Genomic DNA, 26712 nt, shown 5'->3' with positions numbered 1-26712 from the left:
ATGCTAATCTATTTTCTTCTTTGCCCAATTTAGGACATCTATATAGAGAATACTTCTTACATAGAATCTATTCTTATAAAGTTCTTCTGTTTCTTTTACAAATCGTTCTAACACCACCTTTTGATCTTTAATTGAAGCGCCCAATAGCCCTTCAAACAAACTCATAAAGGTATCATGTATCTGTGTTCTATTTTTCATCTTTTTCATCAAGGCTCTATTAGCTTTAATAAAGTCCTCATAATACTGATCATGTCCAGACTCATACTGCGCCATTAGAGACAAGATACGAGTATGAAATAGTAAATCTTCTTGTACAGAATAGTCATTTTTGCTCAAAATACGCTCTGTATAAGCAAGTGAGTCCTCATACTTCTTGTACCCAAAATACAAAGAAGCTACTTTAAAATATAGAATATGGAAATGATGTTCATCAATCATATTTCTATATTCATTAATACCACGCTGTAATTGCTTTACAAAAAGTAAACTTCCGTTATAAGTCTGCTGTATAAACTCTATATTCAACTTATTACTAAACTGTAATAAGAATCGCTGAGAATCAATATTCATAGACTGAGGGAAGCTCTCTAGAGCCAATTGTTCTTCTAATTTAGCATTCCAATAGATGTATTTATCCACAGATTTAAACAACAGTAAAATCTTAAATAGATAAGAATTTCCTTTTAAATACCACACAGGATGACTCTGTATCATCTTAGGGTGTTCATAGAATAGCGTTACCCATAGCTTAGCATATTTATAAGCATTGTGGTAATCTTGAATTAAAAAACATAGCCACACATGCGCTTTAAAGTACCACAACTTCTCTCTAAAGTTAAGCATCTTCACATCTATATCTAGCAACTGATCACTAAAACGGGTAATCAACTCTTGCTTATCTTCCTCGCTCTTAGCATACCCTGAGGTAAGCATCTCGTTATAGAACTTTAGCGATAGATTAGACAGTTTGGTTGCATAATAGTTTTGTATAATCAGGTCATTAGACTGTGCGATAAGCTCATCAGCACGCCCTGTAATACTACGAGTGATATACTGAGATTCGATTACCTTTTCTAGTTCTATAATCTCTAAGGCAAGGCTCTTCTCTTCTACATCTAAAGCAATTTGTTTTGCCTTGTCCAATATTTTTAAACCTTGTTTATGCAAGCCTTTTTGATATAAAATGGTAGCAAAATCTAATTGCTCACGTATCTGTATTCTTACATTTTTCTTACTGGGATTCATGCGAAGACTAGCCAAAATAGCTTTATACAGATTTGCTTTTAAGTTAGATAGTTGTTGTTTACTTGTTATCTTCTGTCTGAGAATAACTTGTTCATCGTATTCCTCCATCTTATCCATGGCATTAAACAAAGAGATGAATTTAGCATCTGCATTATTCTGCAACCTATTCACATATAAAGTAAATTGACGTTTCTCTGACCTTGTCAAAGATTTTATCAATATAAATAACCAGTCTTTTCCCCAATTTGACATTGTAATAAAAAATATTTTAACAAACTAAAAAACAACAACTTAGGTATTGAAATCAGTTTTTTAACATTGTAGTTTTTGTTTTTTTGATAAAGTTAACAAAAAGCTTTTATACACTTTTGTTTAAAGTTATTTAAAAACATAAAATATGAAAACTGAAAAGATTGAGATTTTTGACACCACATTAAGAGACGGAGAACAAGTACCTGGTTGTAAACTAGATAAACAACAAAAGTTGGCTATTGCTCAGCAACTCGATGAATTAGGTGTTGATGTAATTGAGGCAGGTTTTCCTATTTCTAGTCCTGGTGACTTTGAGGCTGTTCAGGCGATTAGTAAAATCGTTAAAAACGCTAAAATATGTGCACTTACTCGTGCGAATACGAAAGATATAGATTCGGCTGCTAAAGCACTAGAATATGCACAGAGACCAAGAATACACACTGGTATCGGTACATCTGACTCACATATAAAATATAAGTTTAACTCTACACAAGAGGCTATTATAGATCGTGCAGCAGAAGCTGTAGCTTATGCTAAAAAATATGTGCATGATGTAGAGTTCTACGCTGAAGATGCTGGAAGAACAGATAATGCTTATCTAGCGAAAGTATGTGAAGCAGTAATCCAAGCTGGGGTGACAGTGATCAATATTCCGGATACTACGGGATACTGCCTACCTACGGATTATGGAAACAAAATCAAGTATCTAAGAGATCATGTCAGAGGAATAGAGAACGTCATCCTATCATGTCATTGTCACAATGATCTAGGAATGGCAACAGCTAATTCTATAGCCGGAATAATCAATGGTGCTAGACAGATAGAATGTACTATCAACGGTATAGGTGAACGTGCAGGTAATACTGCTCTAGAGGAAGTGGTCATGATTTTAAAACAACATGAAAATCTAGGCTTTCATACTGATATTAATACAACGATGTTAAATCACTTAAGTCAGCTTACCTCTTCTACGATGGGAATGGTAGTACAGCCGAATAAAGCTATCGTAGGTGCAAATGCCTTTGCTCACAGTTCTGGTATTCATCAAGATGGAGTGATTAAACGACGAGATACTTATGAGATTATAGATCCTAAAGATGTGGGTATAGATGCTTCTTCTATCATTCTAACAGCACGTAGTGGTAGGTCAGCTTTAGCATATCGCTTCAAGAATATCGGATATGATGTAACTAAAACTGAACTAGATACTTTATACGAATATTTCTTAGGCGTAGCAGATACTAAAAAAGAAGTAACCGAAGTAGACTTATTTGCTATCATGAATATGTACACAAAAAACCAGATTATTAAACACGCCTAAACAAACAAAGAAAATGAATAAAACACCAAAAACATTATTTGACAAGGTATGGGATGCCCATGTCGTAGAAAGTATTGAGAACGGTCCGGATATATTATATATAGATAAGCATCTAATTCATGAGGTAACGAGTCCACAAGCCTTTGATGAACTAAAGAAGAGAGATATCCCTGTCTTTAGACCACAACAAATCATCGCTACTGTGGATCACAATGTACCTACTCTAAATCAAGAATTACCAATACAAGATCCTTTATCAAAACAGCAAGTAGAACAATTAGCAATTAACTGTAAGGAAAACAACATTACTTACTATGATTTAGGACATCCATACCAAGGGATAGTGCATATTATCGCACCCGAACTTGGTATTACTCAGCCAGGTATGAGTATGGTCTGTGGAGACAGTCATACTTCTACTCATGGCGCATTTGGAACCATTGCATTTGGTATTGGAACCAGCCAAGTAGCACAAGTATTCGCTAGTCAATGTATCTTAATGAATAAGCCTAAGACTATGCGTATCACCGTAAGTGGTAAACTTAATACCCACGTACAGCCAAAAGATGTGATCTTATATATCATCTCTCAAGTAGGTACAGATGCGGGTACAGGATACTTCTGTGAATATGCTGGTAACGTATTTGAAGAGATGAGTATGGAAGGGAGAATGACTGTATGTAATATGAGTATAGAGATGGGAGCACGTGGAGGAATGATAGCTCCTGATGAGACTACCTTTGACTATGTAAAAGGTAAAACCTTTGCGCCTCAAGGAGAAGAATGGAATCAAAAAGTAGCATATTGGCAGACGCTACCAACAGATAAAGATGCAAAATTCGACTGTGAGTATCACTTCAATGCTGAAGATATAAAGCCGATGATTACTTATGGTACTAACCCAAGTATGGGAATAGACATAGATACGTTCATTCCATTCAATAAAAATGAGTCTGAAGAGAAGGCTCTTAATTATATGGGGTTAATACCTGGTCAGGCTATTGATACGATACCGATTAAACACGTATTTATAGGTAGTTGTACGAATGCTAGAATAGAAGACTTTAGGGTAGCTGCTTCTTATATTAAAGGAAAACAAATTTCTAAAAACATCAATGCGTTAATAGTACCTGGTTCACAGAAAGTAGTGGCTCAGATTAAAGAAGAAGGACTAGACACAGTGTTCCAAGAAGCTGGTTTTATCATTAGACAGCCAGGCTGCTCTGCCTGTCTAGCAATGAACGAAGACAAAATACCTTCAGGTGAATTCTGTGTATCTACATCGAATAGAAACTTCGAAGGAAGACAAGGACAAGGAGCTCGCACTTTATTAGCAAGCCCTTTGACTGCCGCTATCGTAGCAGTAGAAGGAAAGATTACTTACTCTAAAATGAATGAATATGCAAGCCTTAACTAAGATAACATCTACTGCTACTCCATTAGCAATAGAAAATATAGATACAGATCAGATCATACCTGCTCGCTTCTTAAAAAGTATAAACAGAGAGGGCTTTGGTGATAATCTATTTAGAGACTGGAGATACAACAATGATGGCAGTGAGAAAAAAGACTTCTCTCTAAACAATCCTAAATACGCTGGTGAGATATTAATCGCTGGTAACAATTTTGGGTGTGGTAGTAGTAGAGAACACGCAGCATGGGCATTATCTGATTATGGTTTTAAGGTCATTGTGAGTAGTTACTTTGCTGATATCTTTAAAACGAATGCGCTAAACAATGGTGTACTTCCTATTATGGTAAGTAAAGAATACCTCTCTTACTTATTTAATGAAGTACAAAACAATCCTAGTGTACAGATAGATGTAGATGTAGAACAACAATCTATTACTGTCAATAATCAAAAAGAACACTATGAACTAGATCCTTATAAGAAAATCTGCTTATTAAATGGTTATGATGATATAGACTTCTTAATTGCTAAAAAGGATGCAATAAAATCCTTTGAACAAACTAAATCTTACTAGACATGATAAATAAATACAATATAGCTGTATTATCAGGAGATGGCATAGGCCCAGAGGTAATCCACGAGACAATAAAAGTATTAAACGCAGCGGCACAGACCTATGTATTCCAATTACAATATCACGAAGCACTAATCGGAGCTATTGCTATAGATGAAACAAATAATCCTTTGCCACAGGAAACATTAGCTAAATGCAAGGCTTCGGATGCTGTGCTTTTTGGCGCTATTGGGGATCCTAAATACGATAATGATCCTTCTGCAAAGATACGTCCTGAACAAGGATTACTTGCTCTTAGAAAAGAATTAGGCCTTTATGCTAATGTACGCCCTGTAAAAGCGTATCAAAAGTTAATCAATAAAAGTCCTTTAAAAGAAAACATCATTCAGGGAACTGATATGGTAATTTATAGAGAATTAATTAGCGGTATCTACTTCGGAGACAAAAGCACTTCTGCTGACGGTAAGTCAGCAGTAGATATCTGTTCGTATCATCAAGATGAAATAGAAAGCATCGCTCGTCTAGCTTTTAAAACAGCTAAACAACGAAATAATAAAGTTACACTTATAGATAAAGCGAATGTATTAGAGACTTCTAGACTATGGAGAAAAGTAGTAAAGACTATCGCTATGGAGTTCCCAGAAGTTGAACTAGATTTTATGTTTGTAGATAATGCTGCTATGCAATTAATCTTAAACCCAAAACAGTTTGACGTTATCCTAACAGAAAATATGTTTGGAGACATTATTTCAGATGAAGCTAGTGTAATCGGTGGTTCTATTGGCTTATTACCTTCTGCATCTATCGGAGAAGAAAGTGCATTATTCGAACCTATTCACGGTTCTTATCCACAAGCCAAAGGGTTGGGAATCGCTAATCCTATTGCTTCTATACTAAGTGGAGCCATGATGTTAGAACATTTAGGTGAACACGAAGCTGCAGAAGCTATAGAGGATGCAGTATTACACTGTATTAATGCAGGTGTATTAACTACTGACTTAGACAAGACTTCTAAGTTTATTACATCTGACATCGGTGATTATATTTGTAATCATATACGATACAGAACAGGATATAGATATAAAGATAATATCCCATATCACAAATCAACGATTATATAAATAGTAAATAGCTCCTTAGTGGAGCTCTTTACTATTTCGTTCTACTCATTTGATGAGCTTGTATATCTTCGTATATTTTTATCGTCTGCATAGTAGTAAAAGTCTTCATTTTACTCAGCATATATTGTCCATGCTCTCCCAATTCTGGTTGTACTTTCAGTTTTCGCTTATCACTTCCTACCCAAGTATAATAATACGGTTTATCATTCTCAATCGCTACTACCCCTAAAGAATCGGCTATATAGTTATAATCATTAAGAGCGAATCTGTAAGGCTCAGTACTACAGAACAGATTATCTCCTGTATATTTATAATTCGCATCAGATAAACTTAGATTAAATATAGTAGGAAAAATATCTTTATGTGAAGCTAAAACATGTTCATCAAAAAAGGCTGGTTTATACTTCTCTGGTATATAAAACAGAATGGGTACACTTCTCTTCATAAAACTATCCTCTGCTGTATATTCAAACACCTGTCTAATATTATGATCTCCTGAAGCCACTATAATAGTATTCTCACCATAAGGTGACTCTTTTATCATCCTAATCAATCTAGCTAACTCAGAAGCAGCATATTGATGAGAAGCAAAATTAGCATAAGCTGTAGCTTCATCTACTCTTATATTTTTTCTGACTTCTTCTGGCATTCTAATCGGTTGTACTTTAAAATTGTTTGGTACCTCAAAAGGAGTATGATTACTAATCGTCAAACCAAAGATAAACTTAGGTTTATTATCTCTTTTCTTTAATGTATTAAAAATATAATCAAACAAATAGCCATCGTGTACCCCCCATGCAAACTGTTCTGCTTTAGGATTAAACTCTAAGATGGCATTATTTCCTTCCAAATGATCAAAATGTTGTTGCTCTAACATCTTATCAATATTCCTCCAAGATAAATTAGCTCCTGTTAAAAAATAAGTTTCATATCCGTTCTCTTTAAAAGGAATGGCTACCGATGTACTAAAAGGTGTATCAAAATAAACAGACTGAGAAATAATGGTCTTAGGAGTACCAATAATAAAATTTTCTAAAGTCTGAATAGTTCCATTAAATGCAGACATAGCATTCTTAAAGTAATACAAATTAGGTAACTCATCTTTTAAGTCCCCTATCAAATTAAACTCCTTAGTATTCATCTCAAAATAATGATTACTCATACTTTCCATCTGAAGAAATATGACATTAGGAGGGTTCTTTTCTAAAAAAACATTAGGAGCAGTTTTAGTAGTAAGGTCATTATTAAAAAGCACTTCTCTTGTCTCTAAATATGCTCGATGAATATCGTCTATCGTGCTAAAGCCTGAGTTAACTATTTCTTTATCAATATCAGGTACAATTATATTATCCTTTCGTTCTGAATTAGCAAATTTCAGACTGTAGATAGCATTATACCCTAATGAGTTGACAAATTCATTTGTAGAAACATTTGTATGCTCACGACGCAAAGTAAACTCTCCTAAAGAACCACGCATTCCTATAAAAAACAGAGGTATTACTAGTAATAATAAGTAATCTATCTTTCTGATAGTAGACTTACTTTTACTTCTGACATAACGATTGACTATAAGTCTATATATTCCTATCAAACATAAAATAACACTAACATATAGAGCTACAATCTTCAAAATAGGATAGTCATTCCACACAGAGTCTAATACTGCTGAAGTATCATCATAAAAAATACCAAAAAACAATAAATTGATATGGGATTGAAAGAATTGATAAAAGTAAAAATCAATTATAATAAGCGATAGAAATAAAACTAAAACTACAGATAAAATGATAAAAGAAAAATTATTATAAATCTTTAAAAATTTGCTAGACCTTTTCTTAGAAATAAATAATGAAGCTATCCAAAATAACAATAAAGGTAAAAAACCGTAACAAACAGCAGATACATCAAATCTACTCCCTGCTATAAACGCCTTCAATACACTACCTTTTATCTCAGCTAATTCTTCAAAATTTCCATAAGTAAACAAGAAAAAAAGTCTACTAGAAAGAAAAACCAAAAAGAAGAATATAAAATACACTCCAGTTATCTTAAGTACTCTCTTATATAAATCTATATTCATAATCACTATTCTTAAATAATTATCAATGCGCAAAACTAGCAAATAAGTTTACAATAAATTAACATTTTTATAATTTTTAAATAATATTGAAGTTATATTCCTGCATTCTAAAGTAAAAGAAAGAAGTTTGAAAATATTTTTCAAAAACGTTTTGTAAGAGTAAAAAGACTTTTATATATTTGCACTCGGTTTTTAAGCAACAGCTAATTCAAATAAACCAGTTAGATTAGTAAAATTAAGATTTAAAGATAAAAGCAATGAGCAAAAGAACGTTTCAACCATCGAATAGAAAAAGAAGAAACAAGCATGGTTTCATGGATAGAATGTCTACTCCTAACGGTAGAAAAGTATTAGCTGCTAGAAGAGCTAAAGGAAGACATAAATTGACTGTTTCTTGTGAAACAAGACATAAAAAATAATGTTTGATTCAAACATAAATAAAGGTGTTACTATTAGTTGTAACGCCTTTTTTTATACTTTGTCGTAAAACATACCATCTATCACACACAACAACACTAAACTTACTTCATTCACAACGAAGTATTTAACATAACAACACAATTAAAATGCCCAAAGACAATTCTATCAAAACTGTATTAATCATTGGTTCAGGACCAATCATTATCGGACAGGCTTGTGAATTCGATTACTCAGGTTCACAATCAGCAAGATCTTTAAGAGAAGAAGGAATTAAAGTTATTTTGATTAACTCTAATCCTGCTACAATTATGACTGACCCTTCGATGGCAGATCATATTTACTTAAAACCACTGACAACAAGATCTATTATTGAGATTCTTGTAGCTCATCCAGAGATTGATGCTGTATTACCAACTATGGGTGGTCAAACAGCACTAAACTTATGTTTAGAATGCGATGAGAAAGGTATATGGGCAGACTTCGGAGTTCGCCTAATCGGTGTTGATATCAACGCTATTAACATCACTGAAGATCGTGAGCAATTCAAACAACTTTTAGAGAAGATAGACGTTCCTGCAGCTCCTGCAAGTACAGCTACTTCTTTTTTAGAAGGAAAAGAGATCGCTCAAAAATTTGGTTTCCCATTAGTTATTCGCCCTTCTTTTACCTTAGGAGGTACTGGAGCTGCTTTCGTTCACAAAGAAGAAGACTTCGACGATTTATTAACGTATGGACTAGAAGCCTCTCCTATCCACGAAGTTTTAATTGACAAAGCTTTACTTGGGTGGAAAGAGTACGAATTAGAATTATTACGCGACAAAAATGATAACGTAGTAATCATCTGTACTATTGAGAATATGGACCCTATGGGTATCCACACTGGAGATAGTATCACTGTAGCACCTGCTATGACATTATCAGATAGAACATTCCAAAGAATGCGTGACCTATCAATCAAGATGATGCGTAGTATCGGTAACTTCGCAGGGGGATGCAACGTACAGTTCGCTGTATCACCAGATGAAAAAGAGGATATCGTAGCTATTGAGATCAACCCACGTGTATCTCGTTCTTCTGCATTAGCTTCTAAAGCGACTGGTTACCCTATCGCTAAGATTGCAACTAAACTTGCCTTAGGATATACACTAGATGAATTACAAAACCAAATTACTAAATCTACTTCTGCTTTATTTGAGCCGACTTTAGACTATGTAATCGTTAAAATACCTCGTTGGAACTTTGACAAATTTGAAGGTGCTGATAGAACATTAGGTCTTCAAATGAAATCTGTAGGTGAGGTTATGGGTATCGGACGTTCGTTCCAAGAAGCTTTGCACAAAGCAACTCAATCATTAGAGATTAAACGAAATGGTTTAGGAGCAGATGGTAAAGGATATACTAACTATGATCAAATTATCGATAAACTTACTAACGCTAGTTGGGATAGAGTTTTCGTAATCTATGATGCCATCCAACACGGTATTCCATTAAGTAGAATTCACGAAATCACAAAAATAGACATGTGGTTCTTAAAACAATACGAAGAACTATACATGTTAGAAAAAGAGATTTCTAAATATACATTAGAAACATTACCGAAAGATTTATTACTTGAGGCTAAACAAAAAGGGTTTGCTGATAGACAAATCGCTCATATGCTAAATACACTTGAGAGTAAAGTTCACACATTACGTGATGAAATGAATATTCAACGTGTGTTTAAATTAGTAGATACTTGTGCGGCTGAGTTCCCTGCTAAAACTCCTTACTACTACTCTACATTCGAGGCTGAAATCGAAAGACCTGATGGTACACGTTATGTGTCTAACGAAAGCATCGTAACAGATAAGAAAAAGGTAGTAGTGTTAGGTTCAGGACCTAACCGTATCGGTCAAGGTATCGAATTCGATTACTCATGTGTACACGGAGTATTAGCTGCTGAAGAATGTGGTTATGAAACAATTATGATTAACTGTAATCCAGAGACAGTGTCTACTGACTTTGATACAGCGAACAAATTATACTTCGAACCAGTATTCTGGGAACATATCTATGACATCATCCAACACGAAAAACCAGAAGGGGTAATCGTACAGTTAGGTGGTCAAACAGCTCTGAAACTAGCTGAGAAACTAGAAAAGAATGGTATTAAGATCTTAGGAACTAGCTTTGACGCATTAGACTTAGCTGAAGACAGAGGTCGTTTCTCTGAATTATTAGAGCAACTAGATATTCCATTCCCTCAATTCGGTGTTGCTAAAACAGCTGAACAAGCAAATAAACTAGCAGACCAATTAGACTTCCCTCTACTAGTAAGACCTTCTTATGTATTAGGAGGACAAGGAATGAAGATCGTTATCAACAAAAAAGAATTAGAAGAGCACGTAATCGAATTACTAAACTCTATTCCTGGTAACTCATTATTACTTGACCACTATTTAGCAGGAGCTATTGAGGCTGAAGCAGATGCTATCTGTGATGGTGAGAATGTACACATCATCGGTATTATGGAGCATATAGAACCATGTGGAGTTCACTCTGGTGATAGCCACGCTATGTTACCTCCATTTAACTTAGGTGAATATGTGTTAAACCAAATTAAAGACCACACAAGAAAAATTGCTGTAGTTTTAAAAACAGTTGGTTTAATCAACATTCAGTTCGCTATTAAAGATGATATTGTATATATCATCGAAGCTAACCCTAGAGCATCTAGAACAGTTCCATTCATCGCTAAAGCGTATGGAGAACCTTATGTAAACTACGCTACGAAAGTAATGCTAGGACACAACAAGGTAACTGACTTTGACTTTAATCCACAGTTAAACGGATACGCAATCAAAACTCCAGTATTCTCTTTCAACAAGTTCAAAAATGTAAATAAAGCATTAGGACCTGAAATGAAATCTACAGGAGAGAGTATCTTGTTTATCGAAAACTTAAGAGACGATCAATTCTATGAAATCTATTCTCGTAGAAAAATGTACTTAAGTAGATAATACTAAAAAAAGCCCACTTTTATCAAGTGGGCTTTTTTTATTTATTTCTAGAGTATCCTTCTCTTTTATCTACTCTACTATTATAATATTTATAATAAATACCTCCTGCACATACCTCATACTCTCCAAATTCTATAGAGTCATAAGCTGAAATTATAAAAATAGAGTTAAGTAATACATTTCGATCTTTCATCACAAACTTCTTAAGGCTTATCATAGCTTCAGGACTCATAAAAACATTCCCATCTGCTATAGACTGTGTTTCATCCACTTGTGTAAAATTACAAGCAATATATCCATCCATCTGAGTTAGTTTTTCTTTTAAATCTCTTTTCTTTTTGCTTTTCGATTCTTGCTTAATATCACTCTGTATAAGTGTATCATTAACATGAATAGAAACAAAAGAATTAGCAAATAAACTTGAGGTCATAAATAATAACCATACACATAAAAAGTTTCTCATAATAAATATCTTTAAAATTATAGCCTGATATTAAATATATAACATTTAAGAATACAAAAAACTAAATTACAAACACTTATATCCATAATATAGTTTTGCTAAAATCCATAGCAATACTACACTCTGTTATACAGACATTATTTACTACTTTTGACTATCTAACTTCATTGTCAAAAATCATGTCACAAGAAATATTAATAGGCTTATTAGCTATTCTAATCATCATTGCTTTTTTCATTGGTAAATCTGGTAAAAAAGAAACTAGCACTTCCGGAGATCTTATTAGACTACAAGCAGACAGTGACTTTAAAGATAAACTAATAGATCAGCTAAAAAGTGAAAAGAAAACAATAGAAGAAAACTTAGAGATTATCCGATTAGACAATCAGGAATTAATAGCTCGTATATCAATACGTGACACAGAATACAACAATCTTCTAGAAAAATTCGACTCTCAACAACAAGAGACAGCTAATCTTCAAGAAAAGTTTACAAAAGAGTTTGAAAACCTTGCTAATCGTATATTGGAAGAAAAAAGTGATAAGTTTACTAAACAGAATAAAGCTAGCTTAGAAACGCTATTATCTCCTCTACAAGAGAAAATACAACACTTCGAACAAAAAGTAGAACAGACACATAAAGAAAGTATTGATCATCATGCAGCACTTCGTCAACAGATATTCGGTTTACAACAGCTAAACCAAAAGATGAGTCAAGAAACCCTTAACCTAACTAAGGCTCTGAAAGGTGATAACAAGATGCAAGGGAACTGGGGGGAGATGATCTTAGAAAGTGTCTTAGAAAAGTCTGGACTAGAAAAAGGTCGAGAATATGAAACACAACAAAGCTATACATCTGAAGAAGGTAATAGATTACAACCCGATGTCGTTATTTACTTACCTGACAACAGACATATGGTAGTAGATTCAAAAGTATCTTTAGTTGCTTATGAACAGTACATCAATACTGTAGATACAGAAGAACAAAAGCGCTATTTACAAGAACACTTAATATCTTTAAAAAGACATATAGAAGGATTATCCGAAAAGAATTATCATGAACTTTACAAAGGAACAAGTCCTGATTTTGTATTGTTATTTATCCCAATAGAAACAGCTTTCTCAATAGCAATTAACGCAGATAAAACCCTATATACAAAAGCTTTTGAGAAGAACATTGTCATCGTTACCCCATCTACTCTATTAGCGACTTTGCGTACCATAGAAACGATGTGGAGTCAACGTAAGCAACAAGAGAATGCTTATGAAATAGCTAGACAAGCAGGCTTGCTGTATGATAAATTTGTTGGACTAATCACTGACTTACAAAAAGTGGGAAAAAAGATAGATGAATCTAGAAATGAATATGACAATGCCTTCAATAAATTAAGTGAAGGAAAAGGAAATTTGATTACTTCTGTGCAAAAGCTGAAAGAGATGGGAGCTAAAGCTAAGAAAAGCTTAGATTCACAAATTTTAGATAATGCTATTGATAACCTATAGTTTAAATAGATAAAATCTTAAGAGAAGTTTATTTTATTAAAAAATCATTAGAAATTTTAAAGTACACTTAGTATAGATTACCTTTGCATAGTTTTTAAGAAAATATTATACTAACTACTTCATAAACTTCGATCTATGACTTTTAAAGACATGCACCCAGCAGATATTGCTGAAGCAATTACAGAGATGAAAAGAACCGATAGAAACCTTGCGTTTCTAAAGCTTTCACCTGACTTAAAAGTTGAAGTATTCTCCTTTTTAGATATTAATATTCAAGAGGAAATAGTACGTAGCATGACTAGAGAAGACTATGCCGATGTACTAAATAACTTAGAACCTGATGACCGTACTGAGTTATTAGAAGATTTTCCAGATGAATTAATTAAATACTCTATCAACTTATTAAACGATAAAGAAAAACAAATAGCACTTAACTTAATAGGCTATAAAGAAGATAGTATTGCACGTTTAATGACTCCTTTATATATACAAACGAAAGCTAACAAGACAGTTAGACAAGTTTTAGATCATATTAAGATATATGGTAAAAAGGCAGAAACATTAAACTATATATATGTAGTAGACGATCACAATAGATTAATTGATGACTTAAAACTAGGTGAATTAGTTCTAGCAGATGAAAATACACTAATAGCAGACTTAATAGACAATACATTTGCTTCTATTACAAGCACAACAAAAACAGAAGATGCTTTTGATATATTCGAAAAATATGATCGTTCTGCACTACCTATCATAACAGAAAGTGGAGTACTAGTAGGGATAGTAACTTTCGATGATATTTTAGATGCTATTAAAGATCGAGATACAGAAGATATCCAAAAGTTCGGGGGTATGGAAGAGTTAGATTTATCTTATACACATACACCACTATTCGAATTAGTACGAAAAAGAGCTGGTTGGTTAATTATCTTATTTTTAGGAGAAATGTTAACTGCTTCTGCAATGGGGCATTTTGAAGATGAAATAGAGAAGGCAGTTGTATTAGCGCTATTCGTTCCTTTAATTATATCTAGTGGAGGTAACTCTGGTTCTCAAGCAGCTTCTCTTATCATACGTGCTATGGCATTAGGGGAATTAAAACTTAGTGACTGGTGGTATGTAATGAGAAAAGAGATTGCGTCAGGAGTTATGCTAGGAGGTATTTTAGGAATTATAGGTTTTGTAAGAATCTTCATTTGGCAAGAAGCAGGAATATATGACTACGGAGAGCATTGGATTGCTATTGGACTAAGTGTTTCTGTTTCCTTATTATTCATTGTACTATGGGGTACCTTATCTGGTTCATTAATCCCTTTTATATTGAGAAAATTTGGAATGGATCCAGCCACAGCATCAGCACCATTTGTTGCTACTCTAGTGGATGTATCAGGTTTAATAATCTACTTCTCTATAGCAGCAATGTTCTTATCAGGAAAGATATTGTAATAAATAAGTATAACTAAAAAAGGCGAGTAAACACAACTGTTCACTCGCCTTTTTTATATTAATTTACTTCAAGATAAGAGGTTTTTCAGCTTCTAATACAGGAGCATTAGAGTTATTATAAATCTGAGGCTCATTATTTTTATTATAACTAACTAAAGCTTGCTCATACTCTTTTTTATATTTGTCTTTATCTGAAGTCAATTTATCTTTTGTTTCACAAGAAATAAATAATATACTTATCGATAGTGTAATATACGCTACTTTCATAACATCTAGGTTAAAAGTTGATTCTCTTAAAGATACACTTTAAATTAATAGATACTACTCCTCTTCTCTAAATTTGACTTTTTTCATATTTGGTAACAGAGCGGCTATAATACCTATTAAAGGTAAATAAGCACAAATCATATAGATATTCTCAATAGAAGTACGATCAGCCCACCATCCTAGAACAGCAGATCCTAAACCTCCCATACCAAAAGCAAAACCATAAAATAAACCAGATACCATACCTATTTTACGTGGTAATAGCTCTTGTGCATATACTAAAATAGATGGGAATGCAGAAGATAGAATTAAACCAATAATAACAATTAATATACCTGTCCATTCTAAAGAAGCATAAGGTAGTAACATCGTGAACGGAGCTACTCCTAATACTGAGAACCAAATAATGTATTTACGTCCTACCTTATCACCAAAGAAACCACCTATTAAAGTTCCTGCTGCCACAGCTAACAAGAAATAGAAAAGGTAAACCTGCGCTTGTACTTCACTAATTCCAAACTTATCCATTGTATAAAATTGGAAGTAACTAGAGATACTAGCTACATAAAAATACTTAGAAAAAATTAGTAATAATAGAACGACAATAGAAGTCCACACTCTTAACTTAGAAAGTTCTGGAATACGAATAACTTTCTTCTTTTTTCCTACTTGACTCTTTAATACATCTTTATACCACCCTCCAATAAAAGCATATACAAATTGAGCAATAAAACCAACAACCAAAAACCATAGTAAATGTTGTTGTCCTTTTGGTAAAACTACCCAAGCCACTAATAATGGAGCTAGAGCTGTTCCTGTATTTCCACCTATCTGAAAAATAGACTGAGCTAAACTGCGTTTACCTCCTGATGCTACATAGGACACTCTAGATGATTCTGGGTGAAAAATAGATGACCCCACCCCTATCAATATCACAGCACATAATACCATAGCATAAGAAGGCGCATAACTAAGTAAGATTACCCCTAACATAGAGCAAATCATACCAATCATTTGTGAATAAGGTTTTGGATGTTTATCTGTATAAGTACCTACTAAGGGCTGAAGTAAAGAAGAAGAAACTTGATAACAAAAAGTAATCATCCCGATTTGTGCAAATGTCAAGTTATAGTTAGTCTTTAAAAGTGGATAGACTGCTGGAACTATAGCTTGTAAAAAATCATTACATAAATGTCCAAAGCTTATGGCCAATAGGATTGGAAAGACTGTTTTTTGGTTTACTGTTTGTTCATTGATTTTGTTTACTAATGTTTTGGGTGCAAAAAGTTTAGTATTCATTACGTCGTTTTTCGTTAAGCCCAAATATAATAGGTTGTATGCATACTGACCTAACCGTTCAAATAAATTTCGAAATATACCTATTTTTAGTACTTTTACCTTTTATCATTATACCAACACAATAGATTCTTAAAAATGTCACAGCATAATTATAATAAATCAGCGTTAACTGAAAACAAAGGTATTGAACAACCTAATACTACAGATCAAGATGCTATAAGTAAGTTTCAAGCTAGACGTAGACAAAAGATATCTACTGATGAAATCATCCAAAGAATTATAGCCAAAGACAAAGTAGCTTTAAGTCAAGGAATTACACTTATCGAGAGTTTAAATCCATTGCATCACACACAAGCGGATGAAATAGTTCAAGGATGTCTTCCTTATGCTAATAAATCTGTACGTATTGGTATAACGGGTGTTCCTGGTGTTGGAAAGAGTACATTCATAGAGGCTTTTGGTCTATTGCTGACCAGCCTAGGTAAGAAAGTAGCTGTACTAGCTATTGATCCAAGTAGTAGCATTACGAAAGGAAGTATCTTAGGAGATAAAACACGTATGGAAGAGCTAGTAAGAGAAGAAAATGCTTTTATACGACCATCAGCATCAGGAGATAGTTTGGGCGGAGTAGCTAGAAAAACAAGAGAAAGTATAATCTTATGTGAAGCATGCGGCTTTGACACCATCTTAGTAGAAACTGTAGGTGTAGGACAAAGTGAAACTGCTGTACAGAGTATGGTTGACTTTTTCTTACTACTTAATCTAGCAGGCGCTGGTGATGAACTTCAAGGAATAAAAAGAGGTATTATGGAAATGGCTGATGCTGTTATTATCAATAAAGCTGATGGGGAAAATATAAAAAGAGCTCATATGGCTAAACTAGATTACAATAGGGCTTTACATCTTTTTCCTAAAAAGCCTTCTGGATGGACACCAAAGGTAAGTACATGTAGTGCTATCGAAAACACAGGAATACAAGAGATCTGGGATATCATTATACAATACATTACATTGACTAAGGAAAATGGTTACTTCGATAACAGACGTCAAGAACAAAATCAATATTGGATGATGGAAACGATTAATGAGAATATACTGATGAATTTCTATAATCATCCTGAAGTAAAAACAATGCTTACCAAAAATAAGACAGCAGTGCAAAACAGTGAATTATCACCATTTGCAGCTGCTCATAAGATCTTGGATTTATATTTTAAATCACAAGCTAAATAATTTAGTAAGATTTAGCTTATTTTAAATTAGTCCTCTTCGTCTAACTCTTCATCATCTACATAACGCTCCATTTCTCTTTCGTAAAACTCTCCTGCTTTAACGATTAACCCTTCCATTTCAGTTTCTATTTCAGCTTCTTCAGACTCTTCTATTGCTTCTAAGAATTCAACCTCATCAGTATTTAAATTGATGATAAATCTAGGAAATTCTAAATGTATGATAAAAATATCCTCAGGATACTCAGTATTATCAGCTAGTACAAATTTTGGTAACTCCATATTATTTCTAATTATTATTTATTAATCTATTTGACAATGTATGAAAACGCCAATAAAGGCATATTGCAGCAGTAGTTAATCCTGCTAAAAGGCCTATCCATATTCCAGCAGCTCCAATACTTGTATATAACCCCAAATAAATAGATATAGGGAATCCTATAATCCAGTATGATACAAACGTAATTCCCATAGGAACATTTACATCTTGAAGCCCTCTTAATGCACCTAGTGTCACTACCTGTATACAATCAGATATTTGAAAGACCGCAGCTACAAGCAATAATATTCCAGCTAATTTAATCACTTCTTGATTCATTACAGCATTTTCAATACTATTATTATCTAAAAATAACATTGGAATATATTGGTGAAATAAAACAAAAAGAAGAGCAAACCCTGTATAAATAATTATAGCCATTAAAATAATCGATCGTGCTACTACTCTTAACTTCACATAATCCTTTAAACCTCTCTGATTACCGACTCTAATCATAGCAGCAACACTTAATCCACTTGCAAACATAAAAGTCATTGAAGACATACTCAATGCTATCTGATTAGCTGCCTGTGCTTCTGTACCTATCATGCCCGATAACCATACTGCTCCTACAAAAAGTGCTACTTCAAAAAAACTCATCATTCCTGAAGGAATTCCAATTTTGGTAATTTTAAGTAACATCTCCTTTTTGATTTCATAAAACTTAATTTGTAATAAGAAAGGTTTAAATATTTCTTGTTTCTTCAAAGCGAAATGCATGTAAACAATCATCACAATACGCGAAATAAGTGTACCATAAGCTGCCCCTAGCATCCCCAATTCGGGGAAAATCCACACACCATAAATCAGCAAATAATTAAACAGTATATTCGTTAAGTTTGCAATTATCGTTGCATACATAGAATTTTTAGTCTGTGATTTACCATCTGCAAATTGCTTATAAGATTGATACATTACTAATGGAATCAAAGACAAAGCTACAATATCTAAGAATGGTTTTGCAAGTATCGTTACCTCCTCTGGTTGCCCCATATGCATTAATAGAGGCTTTGCAAAAAAGATAATACTAAATAACACTACTCCTAAAATAGTACATAATGCTAAACCATTAATAAAGATACTTCTTCCACCTTGTACATCTTTTTCAGCATCACTATGCGCTACTAAAGGAGTCAAAGCTGTTGAAAATCCGACACCTAAAGCCACTGCTATAAAAACAAAGCTATTAGCTAAAGATGCTGCAGCTAATTCTGTAGCCCCTATTTTCCCAACCATTATATTATCAATCACTCCGACTATGGTATGTCCAAGCATCGCTAATATAATAGGATAAGCTAAACGTATATTATACCCAAATTCTTTATAGTATACAGATAAATTCATTTACAAATTTTTGTGCAAATATAACGACTGTAAGTGTAAACTCATTCCTCTAATTACATGAATAAACAAAAACGTCTTTTCAAATGGCAAGTTTATTGCGGTATATTTTTCTCAAACAACAAAATAAAGACACAATCCTCATGATTAAACTCACTAAAAAAATTTCACTTACAGTGTTTGCACTAAGTGCTATTTTAGTTGCAATGCCAGCTGCAGCTCAAAAGAAAGACAAACCTTACTATCCTAGAGGATTTAGAGTAGGTTTTGGTCTAAACGGAGGCATGCCTTTAGATTCTAAATATGATGCTGCACTTGGTGTAGATGCTAGAATCCAATATGACGTTAGTCAAAAAACCTCATTTACTCTAACTTCAGGTTATACTCATTTATTTAATGGAGATGAAGGAGATTTAGGATTAGTCCCTATAAAAGCAGGATTTAAACAGTTTTTAAACAAAAACATCTATGCTATGGGAGAATTAGGAGCAGGTATCGGTACTCACTCAGGAATGGGAAACACCTTTATTTGGTCACCATCTATCGGTTTTGCTAATCGCTATGTAGATGTAAGTCTTCGCTATGAGAACTACAATGATTATAACACTGATCAACTTGCTGTCCGTGTAGCCTACGGATTTTCTTTAAAAAAGAAAAGCAAAAAGAAATAGAAACATAACTGAACAATAAAGCCAATTCAATAATTGAATTGGCTTTATGATTATCTTATTCTTCGTTCTTTAATTTTTCAATATACATATCCAAATCCTTCTGAATCTCAGGAGCTAGCTTAGGCAATTTGATATCGTCATATTTACTAAACACCTCTTCTAATATCTTAGCAAAGACATAACGGCAATAAGCCTTATCATCAGCAGGCAAAACATACCAGGGACATTCTTGTGTAGATGTTCTATTAATAGCTTCCTCATAAAATCTTTGATAATCATCCCAGTATTCTCTTTCTTTAATATCACTAGGTTCAAACTTCCAATTGTGTTTTTCTTTTTCTAATCGACGTAATATTCTTTTCTTCTGCTCCTTCTTACTCAAGTGTAAAAAGAACTTCAAGACAATAACTCCATTATTACTGATATGTTTCTCAAAATTATTAATCTCTTCATAACGTTTGTCCCAAAACTCTTCTGTAATATCTTCTGCTTTATTAATACCAGGTATTCTTTCATTTAAAATTACTTGAGGGTGAACTCTAGAAATCAATACATTCTCATAATGACTACGATTAAATACGGTAAACTTCCCTCGCTCAGGCAAAGCCACATAATGTCTCCAAATATAATCATGCTCTAACTCATAAGACGTAGGTTTCTTAAAGCTTTGCACCACTACCCCTCTAGCATTAAAAGCCTTAAAAACTTCTCTAATTAAACTATCCTTTCCTGCAGTATCCATTCCCTGTATACAGATTAGTACACTATAACGATTATGAGCATACATCACATCCTGAAACTTACCTAAATTACGACTCAGTTTTTCTACTTTTCGAAAAGCCTTTGTCATTGATAAATTCAAATCAGGTACAGTTGATAATTTTTCTAATTCAACTTTATTGTCTATTCTATATTTTTCCTCTATATTCATTCTCAGAAATTTTTAAGCTTAAATTACTATTTTATTTTAATTTACTCAGCTTTTATATAACATTTATTCCATGAAACAAATTGCACTTGAACTACTTTTCCAGATATTAGGCATTGGAGCTGCATCTGGCTTAGTGTATAATGATAACCAACTCCATATCATTTCTGACAATTCGACTTATTTCTATCATTATAGTTTAGAAAATAATCATCTTTATAAAACTTCTTTATCAAGTGACAATCTAAGTCAAGAGAATATAGAGAAAGCTATTAAACCTGATTATGAAGCAATCACTACAGATGGATTAAACTATTACATTTTTGGCTCTGGTTCTAAATCTAATAGAATAAACCTAGTAGAAGTAAATGGTCTGACACACGAAGTCCTTTCAGAAAACGAATTAGACATTCTATATGATTCTATGAAGAGTTTTGCTAATTTAAGTGATGCTGACTTTAATATAGAAGGCGTTATTTTTGACAACGATCTATGGTATTTCTTTAATCGAGGAAATGGACCTAAAGGGGCTAGTGGAATATTCGTAGTAAAAGGAAACAACATTCTAAATGATTTTCAAATCACTTATACTCCAATCAAATTACCTAAACTTAGCAGAGTACAGACTAGCTTTACAGATGCTGTTAAAGTAGAGGACAAAATATACTTCTTAGCTGCTGCAGAAGATGGCCAATCAACCTATGCTGATGGAGAGATTAAAGGAACTATACTAGGACGTATAGATACCAAAAAATTAAAAGTAGAAAAGACATTAACCATAAGTAACACACATAAATTCGAAGGTTTAACCCTATATAGTCAAGAAGGAAAAAACTTAGAATTCTTACTATGTGAAGACCCAGATAATGACAAAAACGAATCGGGAATATACAAGCTAACAATTAAGAATTAAAGCTTCTTTTTATCGAAATAAAAAAGCAGAAGTAATACTTCTGCTTTTTTAATTTTATTAGCTCTAAAGCTATATTGAATTAGTTGTTTTCGTTTGTCTTAACCTTCTGTTGGTCCAGACGGCAAAGATAAAATAAAAAATACAAATACCCCACATTTTAATAAAGACATCGCTAATTTCTGTCAGTGATGCTCCGAACTGTGTAAGAGATATAAATCCTTTTACTCCTAACGTACTTGGTACCAACACAGAAATACCTTTTATCCAAGCTGGAAAGGCTATTGTAGGCCATGAAGTACCACTAAGCATTAGAGCCGGAATAGAGAATACTGTGACACTCATAATCGCCTCCTCTCTTCTTTTAAAGAAGTTTACTAAAGTCATTCCCATAAATGTAATAGACAATATAACAGGAATCAAAAAAATCATAATCTCAAATATATTTCCTCGTTGGGGCAAATTATAAACATGCATGATAATAAGCAATCCTATTAGAAGTAATATCATTGAAATAATCAAATAAGTCAAGGCTCTTCCTAAAGTTAAAAAAACATTGCTAAAACGTCTTTTTTCTGCATAAGAGAAGACCTGAGCAAACATCCCGTTCTGACGAAGTGTTCCTCCCATAATTCCCATACCAGTCAATTGTAATGTTTGCAACGCAATGATAAACACTACTGGTATAACGAATGTAGCATATCCTACATTAATATTATAAAGAGGTACAGCCGTGACATTAAACGGACGTCTAGTAGCAATAGCCTGATCCATTGGCGTACTTTTAGCCATTGCCTTGTTCACTTCTACTTGCGCATTGAACGTTCCCATAGAGACCATCACAGCTCCTATAGTTTGTTTATAATAGAGCATATAAGACGCATCTGCATATACAGAGATAGATGGTACTTCTCCCTTTTGCATATCACGAGTAAAACCTTTTGGTATCATAATAATACCTCTTATTTCACCTTTATCATATACTTCCTTAGCCGCATCAAAATCACTTGTATGATACACTACCTTTAACTGATGTGTAGCATCTATCATTCTACTAACCTGTTGCCCTAGCTTAGCTTGATCCTGATCTACGATTGCTATAGGTAAGTCATCAAAGTTCTCATGTGAATAAACATAAGAGTAGAAGAATCCAACTAACATAAAAGATAGCATATAGGACATCACTACAGCCGAATCCGAAAAGATTAGTTTAAACTCTCGTTTACACGCTTCTGTAATTAAAGCGAAGTTAGCTATTAGACCTTTAAACATCGTACCCTCCTTTCTTCAATTTTTTATAGTACAATGGGATACACAACAATCCTACACATACAAATATGGCAAGTGTGATGATGTAATTCTGTTGTATATTATTATATTGAAATCCTTTAATGGCATAATCAACTGTAAAACGCATATAAGAGTGGAATGGAAAAATATAATTAAACCCTCTTATGAATGCGCTCATCCCTTCTGGTGGGAATGTATATCCAGCAAAAGAAAAAGCTAGAGCGGCATAAGATCCTCCTATAGTCAATGCTGTTCTAAGACTAGACATGATAGAAGCCATAAAGAAGGCCATACTCTGACATACCACCACGAAAGAACAGAAGAATAAATTAATAACGAAGAAGTTTCCTTTAAAAGGAACTCCGATTCGGTAATAAAGTAAACTATTCATCATGAACCCCATTAAACAGAACAATAAGGTATAGGGTAATATTCTACTTATCACCGCTACGAATACCTTGTCATTACTCTGTTCTAATAATTCTTTTCCTTTATTATATCTCAAGACAGATCCAAAAACATAAATGGAGATGACCATAATAATAATCTGAAATGACATCGGCATAAAAGCGAGTGTCAGATAGTACCCATAACTTGTATATGGATTATACAGTACATGACTATTCGTCCCTGTAGGAACTACAGTAGCTACAGCCTGTTCTGACATCAGTCCACTCTGTTGTAAACTTATAATCTTTGCCCCAGCAGCTAGGCTACCTGCTACCATTTGGAAGTCTCTTTGTATTAATCCTGCAGGCAATAGATACTGGCCATTATAGTAACACACTACATTAGTATAAACACCTTTCTGAGCATTTTTCTGAAAGTCCTTTGGTATTATAATTAAAGCAAAGGAATCTCCTCTCCTAATCGTCTGCTGACCTTCTAACTCATCACTTACCTCATAAGCAATGTCCATACTAGCTGTAGCATCGATCATACGCCCTAACTGACGAGACAATTTACTTTTATCTAAATCTAATAAAGTAACTGGGAGATCTCGTGAAATCCCTTGACTCAACAGTGACGAATAAAAATAGAATAACATCACAGGTACACCTATCATCAAGACAAGTAACCGTGGTGATGTAAACATCCTTTTACATTCACTAATAAATATAGATAAAAAACCTGTTTTAGTCATTACATCCTTTATTTCAAACTACTTTCTAATACTAAAGCACTCATACCTGGTCTAAGTCCTTCTACCTTCTTAGTTGGGTAAGCTTTAATTAAGAACGTTTTCATATCAAAATCACCTTTTGTTTTCGTCGCAGTCCAAGTAGCATAATCCCCCTGAGCAGCAATATACTGTACTTCTAATTCCACCACCTCATCACCTAGAGCAGGAAATTTAGCTGTAAACTTGCTTCCCATCTTAAACTTAGGCATTAGATTCTCTTTGATATTAAAATATACCCACACATCTGATAAATCTACTAGATTAACCACTGGGTAACCAGAATTCACTATCTCACCTTTATTAGGCATAATAGTCAATACCTCTCCTTGTTGTGGAGCTTTTACATCACCTTCTCCTTTCAGAGACAGTACTTCATTCACAGCACCTTGTGCCTGTCCTACCATAGCTAATGCTGCAGCCTTATCCTCTACACGAGCTCCTTTTTGTACCATTTGATACTTAGCATAAGCCGCTTTCTCTACCTCTTGTGATGCCTTAAACTGTGTATATGCTTCATCTCTTTTTTGAGCTGGTACTACTTTCTCTTTATATAAATTATCTACACGATTATAAGTCTTCTCTGCTAATTCTGCCCCAGCTTTTGCTTGTTGCCACATATTATAAGTCGCAGATACTTCTTCTCCTCTAGCTCCTTTATTTGCTTTAGCATCCATTGCTTGTGCAGCCTGTTTAGCTGATTCCGCCTGTAGTAGCTTAGCATCTATCTCAGGAGTACTTATTTTTAATAACAACTCCCCAGCTTTAACTTGTTGTCCCTCCTTTACTAAAATATCTTCTACACGTCCAGGTATCTTAGAAGCCACATTTATCTGTGTAGCATCTACCTGGCCTTGAATATAGGATTCTGATGGAGCACTCATATACCATAGTGATATAATTAAAATTAAAAGCACTATAACGATAGCAACCATTGCACTTACAACTTTATTTTTCATCTTTTAAAGCTTATATTATTTTGTGTATTGTAAAAAATCATGACTTAATCCTGCTACTTCGAAAAGAGATGCCACCCCTATAGCATAATTATAATTGGCTTGTAGTTTCATTAGCCTTACACCAGACAGATTCATCTCTGCATCGACTACTTCTGTTGATGTTGCAAACCCTTCCGAGAATGCCTTACTTCTAACGCGTAGATATTCCTCAGCTAATTTCTCTTGTACATTAAGACTTTTAATTTGATCTTCCTGCTTTTGGATATCTTGATACAGCTTAGCTACTAACATCTTCACATCACTCTTCGCTTTCGTTTCGAATAGCTCTACGCTCTCTCTAGTTGCCTTAGCAGCTTTGATTTCATTCTTATTTTTAAACCCTTCGAATAAAGTATAACTAACACCTATCCCTACTACCCACGGCTTACTATCTTTCTCTCCTATTAAGATAGGGTTATTATGTGCTAATATTGTTTGTCCGAATCCAAAAACTGTTGGATAATTAGCAGATTGCTTTACTTTTACCCCTTGATCAGCTAGCTCTTTTTGCAACACTAATTTTTGTAGTTCTGGATAATTTTCTACAGCAGAACCTTGAAAGAAGTCAACGTTCTCTAACTGAGGTATCGAAAAGAAATCACTGTCTAAAGCAGCTGTTACTTCATCTACTTCTAAAGTATTTGCTAAGGCTAATCTCGCTAACTTAGCATCTTTTAGCGCTCCATCTAACTGTCTATTAGCTTCTGATACTGCCACATCAGCACTCATCTTTTCTACAGCTGCTATCATACCGTGTTCCTCTAGCTTAGTCGCATCGTGTAGATGTTTATTCATCCCTTCTAAGACTGTTCTTCTTACAGCTACAGCTTCTTCAGCTAACTTCACAGAATAATAGCGCTGTGCTAATTCAGTGATTAACTTATTTTTCGTTTTTTCTAAGTCTTTCTCCCCTATTTTACTCTCTATCTCATGTGCCTTTATAGCAGCATTAATCTTTCCTCCTGTATAAAGAGGCCAAGTAGCCATAAATCCACCAAAAACCATATCTTTTTTATTAAATGACTTAGACCAATTACCTAAGACATCTGGATTAGGTAAATGAATAAAATCTCCTATTCCATTCTTTAGTCCATTTAGATCTACTCCTAGCGATTTGCTAAGGTATAGTCCTCCTCCGAATGCACGTACAGAAGGATAGCGTAGCCCCTTAGTAGCTTGCCATTTATAATGGTGTACTTCTTCCTGTTTTTCTACTGCCTTAATAAGACTATTATCTTGGTACATCTTATTATACGCATCTGTAAATGACAGACTCTCCTGTGCATACACAGAACTAGACATACCTATAAAGAATAATATTCCCCCTACTACAGAGAAATAATCCCTTAAATCTAATCGCTTCATGAACATACTTTCTATTTATATATTGCAAATATAGAGACTATACTCCTAATATTATATTTTACGTAAAATTACCTATAA

Annotated in this window: 23 protein-coding genes; 11 read left to right on the top strand and 12 right to left on the bottom strand. The window is 33.8% G+C overall.

Annotated features, from left to right (window positions below; all coding sequences use genetic code 11):
- Nucleotides 1-3: 3 nt before the first annotated feature.
- The gene (locus AABL85_RS05675; protein ID WP_286436878.1) at nucleotides 4-1497 is read right to left on the bottom strand and encodes a hypothetical protein; all 1494 of its coding nucleotides are present in this window, start codon (nucleotides 1495-1497) and stop codon (nucleotides 4-6) included.
- A gap of 145 nt (nucleotides 1498-1642) precedes the next feature.
- Here AABL85_RS05675 and AABL85_RS05670 point away from each other — a divergent pair, with 145 nt between their 5' ends.
- From AABL85_RS05670 to leuB, 4 genes are read left to right on the top strand one after another with little or no spacing between them, the layout of a single operon-like run.
- Entirely contained in the window at nucleotides 1643-2818 is a 1176-nt protein-coding gene (locus AABL85_RS05670) for a 2-isopropylmalate synthase (protein WP_341309444.1), read from the top strand.
- A gap of 13 nt (nucleotides 2819-2831) precedes the next feature.
- Nucleotides 2832-4235, top strand: a complete 1404-nt coding sequence (gene leuC, locus AABL85_RS05665) for a 3-isopropylmalate dehydratase large subunit (protein WP_341309443.1) — start codon at nucleotides 2832-2834, stop codon at nucleotides 4233-4235.
- On the top strand, nucleotides 4219-4803 hold the full coding sequence (gene leuD, locus AABL85_RS05660) for a 3-isopropylmalate dehydratase small subunit (protein WP_131540619.1): 585 nt from the start codon (nucleotides 4219-4221) through the stop codon (nucleotides 4801-4803). The genes leuC and leuD overlap by 17 nt, the downstream gene beginning before the upstream one ends.
- Before the next feature lie 2 nt (nucleotides 4804-4805).
- Nucleotides 4806-5924 carry a 3-isopropylmalate dehydrogenase gene (gene leuB / locus AABL85_RS05655; RefSeq protein ID WP_131540618.1) on the top strand — a complete coding sequence of 373 codons (1119 nt, stop codon included), beginning with the start codon at nucleotides 4806-4808 and terminating at the stop codon, nucleotides 5922-5924.
- Nucleotides 5925-5955: 31 nt separating this feature from the next.
- Here the strand turns inward: leuB and AABL85_RS05650 are convergent, their stop codons facing one another.
- Complete coding sequence (locus tag AABL85_RS05650) at nucleotides 5956-8004, bottom strand: LTA synthase family protein (protein ID WP_341309442.1); 2049 nt, start codon at nucleotides 8002-8004, stop codon at nucleotides 5956-5958.
- A 257-nt stretch (nucleotides 8005-8261) separates the two neighbouring features.
- On the opposite strand from AABL85_RS05650, the gene rpmH reads away from it, so the two are divergent.
- Together rpmH and carB are read left to right on the top strand one after the other, a co-directional pair.
- Nucleotides 8262-8423 carry a 50S ribosomal protein L34 gene (gene rpmH, locus AABL85_RS05645; protein ID WP_006256972.1) on the top strand — a complete coding sequence of 54 codons (162 nt, stop codon included), beginning with the start codon at nucleotides 8262-8264 and terminating at the stop codon, nucleotides 8421-8423.
- A 147-nt stretch (nucleotides 8424-8570) separates the two neighbouring features.
- Nucleotides 8571-11423 (top strand): carbamoyl-phosphate synthase large subunit, encoded by a 2853-nt coding sequence (gene carB, locus AABL85_RS05640; RefSeq protein ID WP_341309441.1) that lies wholly within the window; start codon nucleotides 8571-8573, stop codon nucleotides 11421-11423.
- A gap of 37 nt (nucleotides 11424-11460) precedes the next feature.
- Here the strand turns inward: carB and AABL85_RS05635 are convergent, their stop codons facing one another.
- Nucleotides 11461-11886 (bottom strand): hypothetical protein, encoded by a 426-nt coding sequence (locus AABL85_RS05635; protein WP_341309440.1) that lies wholly within the window; start codon nucleotides 11884-11886, stop codon nucleotides 11461-11463.
- A gap of 179 nt (nucleotides 11887-12065) precedes the next feature.
- On the opposite strand from AABL85_RS05635, the gene AABL85_RS05630 reads away from it, so the two are divergent.
- Both AABL85_RS05630 and mgtE read left to right on the top strand, forming a co-directional pair.
- Nucleotides 12066-13388 carry a DNA recombination protein RmuC gene (locus AABL85_RS05630; RefSeq protein WP_341309439.1) on the top strand — a complete coding sequence of 441 codons (1323 nt, stop codon included), beginning with the start codon at nucleotides 12066-12068 and terminating at the stop codon, nucleotides 13386-13388.
- Between the two features lie 135 nt (nucleotides 13389-13523).
- On the top strand, nucleotides 13524-14837 hold the full coding sequence (gene mgtE / locus AABL85_RS05625; RefSeq protein ID WP_286413657.1) for a magnesium transporter: 1314 nt from the start codon (nucleotides 13524-13526) through the stop codon (nucleotides 14835-14837).
- A gap of 63 nt (nucleotides 14838-14900) precedes the next feature.
- Here the strand turns inward: mgtE and AABL85_RS05620 are convergent, their stop codons facing one another.
- Both AABL85_RS05620 and AABL85_RS05615 read right to left on the bottom strand, forming a co-directional pair.
- Nucleotides 14901-15104, bottom strand: coding sequence for a hypothetical protein (locus tag AABL85_RS05620; RefSeq protein ID WP_341309438.1), 204 nt, complete (start codon nucleotides 15102-15104; stop codon nucleotides 14901-14903).
- 54 nt (nucleotides 15105-15158) lie between these two features.
- Nucleotides 15159-16403, bottom strand: a complete 1245-nt coding sequence (locus AABL85_RS05615; protein WP_286413662.1) for an MFS transporter — start codon at nucleotides 16401-16403, stop codon at nucleotides 15159-15161.
- 135 nt (nucleotides 16404-16538) lie between these two features.
- On the opposite strand from AABL85_RS05615, the gene meaB reads away from it, so the two are divergent.
- Nucleotides 16539-17636 (top strand): methylmalonyl Co-A mutase-associated GTPase MeaB, encoded by a 1098-nt coding sequence (gene meaB / locus AABL85_RS05610; RefSeq protein ID WP_286436875.1) that lies wholly within the window; start codon nucleotides 16539-16541, stop codon nucleotides 17634-17636.
- A 26-nt stretch (nucleotides 17637-17662) separates the two neighbouring features.
- Here meaB and AABL85_RS05605 read toward each other — a convergent pair whose 3' ends face one another.
- The gene (locus tag AABL85_RS05605) at nucleotides 17663-17914 is read right to left on the bottom strand and encodes a hypothetical protein (protein WP_341309437.1); all 252 of its coding nucleotides are present in this window, start codon (nucleotides 17912-17914) and stop codon (nucleotides 17663-17665) included.
- A gap of 7 nt (nucleotides 17915-17921) precedes the next feature.
- Nucleotides 17922-19295: an MATE family efflux transporter gene (locus AABL85_RS05600; protein WP_286419375.1), complete on the bottom strand. Its 1374-nt coding sequence runs from the start codon at nucleotides 19293-19295 to the stop codon at nucleotides 17922-17924.
- Nucleotides 19296-19435: 140 nt separating this feature from the next.
- Between AABL85_RS05600 and AABL85_RS05595 the strand changes: the two genes are divergently transcribed.
- On the top strand, nucleotides 19436-19963 hold the full coding sequence (locus AABL85_RS05595; RefSeq protein ID WP_341309436.1) for a hypothetical protein: 528 nt from the start codon (nucleotides 19436-19438) through the stop codon (nucleotides 19961-19963).
- 55 nt (nucleotides 19964-20018) lie between these two features.
- Here the strand turns inward: AABL85_RS05595 and AABL85_RS05590 are convergent, their stop codons facing one another.
- Complete coding sequence (locus tag AABL85_RS05590; RefSeq protein WP_341309435.1) at nucleotides 20019-20894, bottom strand: PPK2 family polyphosphate kinase; 876 nt, start codon at nucleotides 20892-20894, stop codon at nucleotides 20019-20021.
- A gap of 70 nt (nucleotides 20895-20964) precedes the next feature.
- On the opposite strand from AABL85_RS05590, the gene AABL85_RS05585 reads away from it, so the two are divergent.
- Nucleotides 20965-21804 carry a DUF6929 family protein gene (locus tag AABL85_RS05585; protein WP_341309434.1) on the top strand — a complete coding sequence of 280 codons (840 nt, stop codon included), beginning with the start codon at nucleotides 20965-20967 and terminating at the stop codon, nucleotides 21802-21804.
- 69 nt (nucleotides 21805-21873) lie between these two features.
- On the opposite strand, the gene AABL85_RS05580 is transcribed toward AABL85_RS05585, so the two are convergent.
- The 4 genes from AABL85_RS05580 to AABL85_RS05565 are packed head-to-tail and all read right to left on the bottom strand — an operon-like array spanning nucleotide 21874 to nucleotide 26634.
- Nucleotides 21874-23073: an ABC transporter permease gene (locus AABL85_RS05580; RefSeq protein WP_341309433.1), complete on the bottom strand. Its 1200-nt coding sequence runs from the start codon at nucleotides 23071-23073 to the stop codon at nucleotides 21874-21876.
- Entirely contained in the window at nucleotides 23066-24187 is a 1122-nt protein-coding gene (locus AABL85_RS05575) for an ABC transporter permease (protein ID WP_286419380.1), read from the bottom strand. Before AABL85_RS05575 ends, AABL85_RS05580 begins: the two co-directional genes overlap by 8 nt.
- A 56-nt stretch (nucleotides 24188-24243) precedes the next feature.
- A complete protein-coding gene (locus tag AABL85_RS05570) occupies nucleotides 24244-25230 on the bottom strand; it encodes an HlyD family secretion protein (RefSeq protein WP_341309432.1) in 987 nt (328 codons plus the stop codon).
- A gap of 15 nt (nucleotides 25231-25245) precedes the next feature.
- A complete protein-coding gene (locus AABL85_RS05565; RefSeq protein ID WP_286413679.1) occupies nucleotides 25246-26634 on the bottom strand; it encodes a TolC family protein in 1389 nt (462 codons plus the stop codon).
- Between the last annotated feature and the right edge of the window lie 78 nt (nucleotides 26635-26712).

The organism is Myroides odoratimimus, assembly GCF_038039805.1.
GTDB lineage: Bacteria > Bacteroidota > Bacteroidia > Flavobacteriales > Flavobacteriaceae > Flavobacterium > Flavobacterium odoratimimum_B.
Note: the sequence above shows the minus strand (reverse complement) of the source record. Positions and strands in the feature narration are given on the sequence as shown.

Bases quoted from the DNA above. Each gene is read 5' to 3' on its own strand.
- AABL85_RS05675 (WP_286436878.1), bottom strand. From the start codon at position 1,497: ATGTCAAATTGGGGAAAAGACTGGTTATTTATATTGATAAAATCTTTG.
- AABL85_RS05670 (WP_341309444.1), top strand. From the start codon at position 1,643: ATGAAAACTGAAAAGATTGAGATTTTTGACACCACATTAAGAGACGGA.
- leuC (WP_341309443.1), top strand. From the start codon at position 2,832: ATGAATAAAACACCAAAAACATTATTTGACAAGGTATGGGATGCCCAT.
- leuD (WP_131540619.1), top strand. From the start codon at position 4,219: ATGCAAGCCTTAACTAAGATAACATCTACTGCTACTCCATTAGCAATA.
- leuB (WP_131540618.1), top strand. From the start codon at position 4,806: ATGATAAATAAATACAATATAGCTGTATTATCAGGAGATGGCATAGGC.
- AABL85_RS05650 (WP_341309442.1), bottom strand. From the start codon at position 8,004: ATGAATATAGATTTATATAAGAGAGTACTTAAGATAACTGGAGTGTAT.
- rpmH (WP_006256972.1), top strand. From the start codon at position 8,262: ATGAGCAAAAGAACGTTTCAACCATCGAATAGAAAAAGAAGAAACAAG.
- carB (WP_341309441.1), top strand. From the start codon at position 8,571: ATGCCCAAAGACAATTCTATCAAAACTGTATTAATCATTGGTTCAGGA.
- AABL85_RS05635 (WP_341309440.1), bottom strand. From the start codon at position 11,886: ATGAGAAACTTTTTATGTGTATGGTTATTATTTATGACCTCAAGTTTA.
- AABL85_RS05630 (WP_341309439.1), top strand. From the start codon at position 12,066: ATGTCACAAGAAATATTAATAGGCTTATTAGCTATTCTAATCATCATT.
- mgtE (WP_286413657.1), top strand. From the start codon at position 13,524: ATGACTTTTAAAGACATGCACCCAGCAGATATTGCTGAAGCAATTACA.
- AABL85_RS05620 (WP_341309438.1), bottom strand. From the start codon at position 15,104: ATGAAAGTAGCGTATATTACACTATCGATAAGTATATTATTTATTTCT.
- AABL85_RS05615 (WP_286413662.1), bottom strand. From the start codon at position 16,403: ATGAATACTAAACTTTTTGCACCCAAAACATTAGTAAACAAAATCAAT.
- meaB (WP_286436875.1), top strand. From the start codon at position 16,539: ATGTCACAGCATAATTATAATAAATCAGCGTTAACTGAAAACAAAGGT.
- AABL85_RS05605 (WP_341309437.1), bottom strand. From the start codon at position 17,914: ATGGAGTTACCAAAATTTGTACTAGCTGATAATACTGAGTATCCTGAG.
- AABL85_RS05600 (WP_286419375.1), bottom strand. From the start codon at position 19,295: ATGAATTTATCTGTATACTATAAAGAATTTGGGTATAATATACGTTTA.
- AABL85_RS05595 (WP_341309436.1), top strand. From the start codon at position 19,436: ATGATTAAACTCACTAAAAAAATTTCACTTACAGTGTTTGCACTAAGT.
- AABL85_RS05590 (WP_341309435.1), bottom strand. From the start codon at position 20,894: ATGAATATAGAGGAAAAATATAGAATAGACAATAAAGTTGAATTAGAA.
- AABL85_RS05585 (WP_341309434.1), top strand. From the start codon at position 20,965: ATGAAACAAATTGCACTTGAACTACTTTTCCAGATATTAGGCATTGGA.
- AABL85_RS05580 (WP_341309433.1), bottom strand. From the start codon at position 23,073: ATGTTTAAAGGTCTAATAGCTAACTTCGCTTTAATTACAGAAGCGTGT.
- AABL85_RS05575 (WP_286419380.1), bottom strand. From the start codon at position 24,187: ATGTTTACATCACCACGGTTACTTGTCTTGATGATAGGTGTACCTGTG.
- AABL85_RS05570 (WP_341309432.1), bottom strand. From the start codon at position 25,230: ATGAAAAATAAAGTTGTAAGTGCAATGGTTGCTATCGTTATAGTGCTT.
- AABL85_RS05565 (WP_286413679.1), bottom strand. From the start codon at position 26,634: ATGAAGCGATTAGATTTAAGGGATTATTTCTCTGTAGTAGGGGGAATA.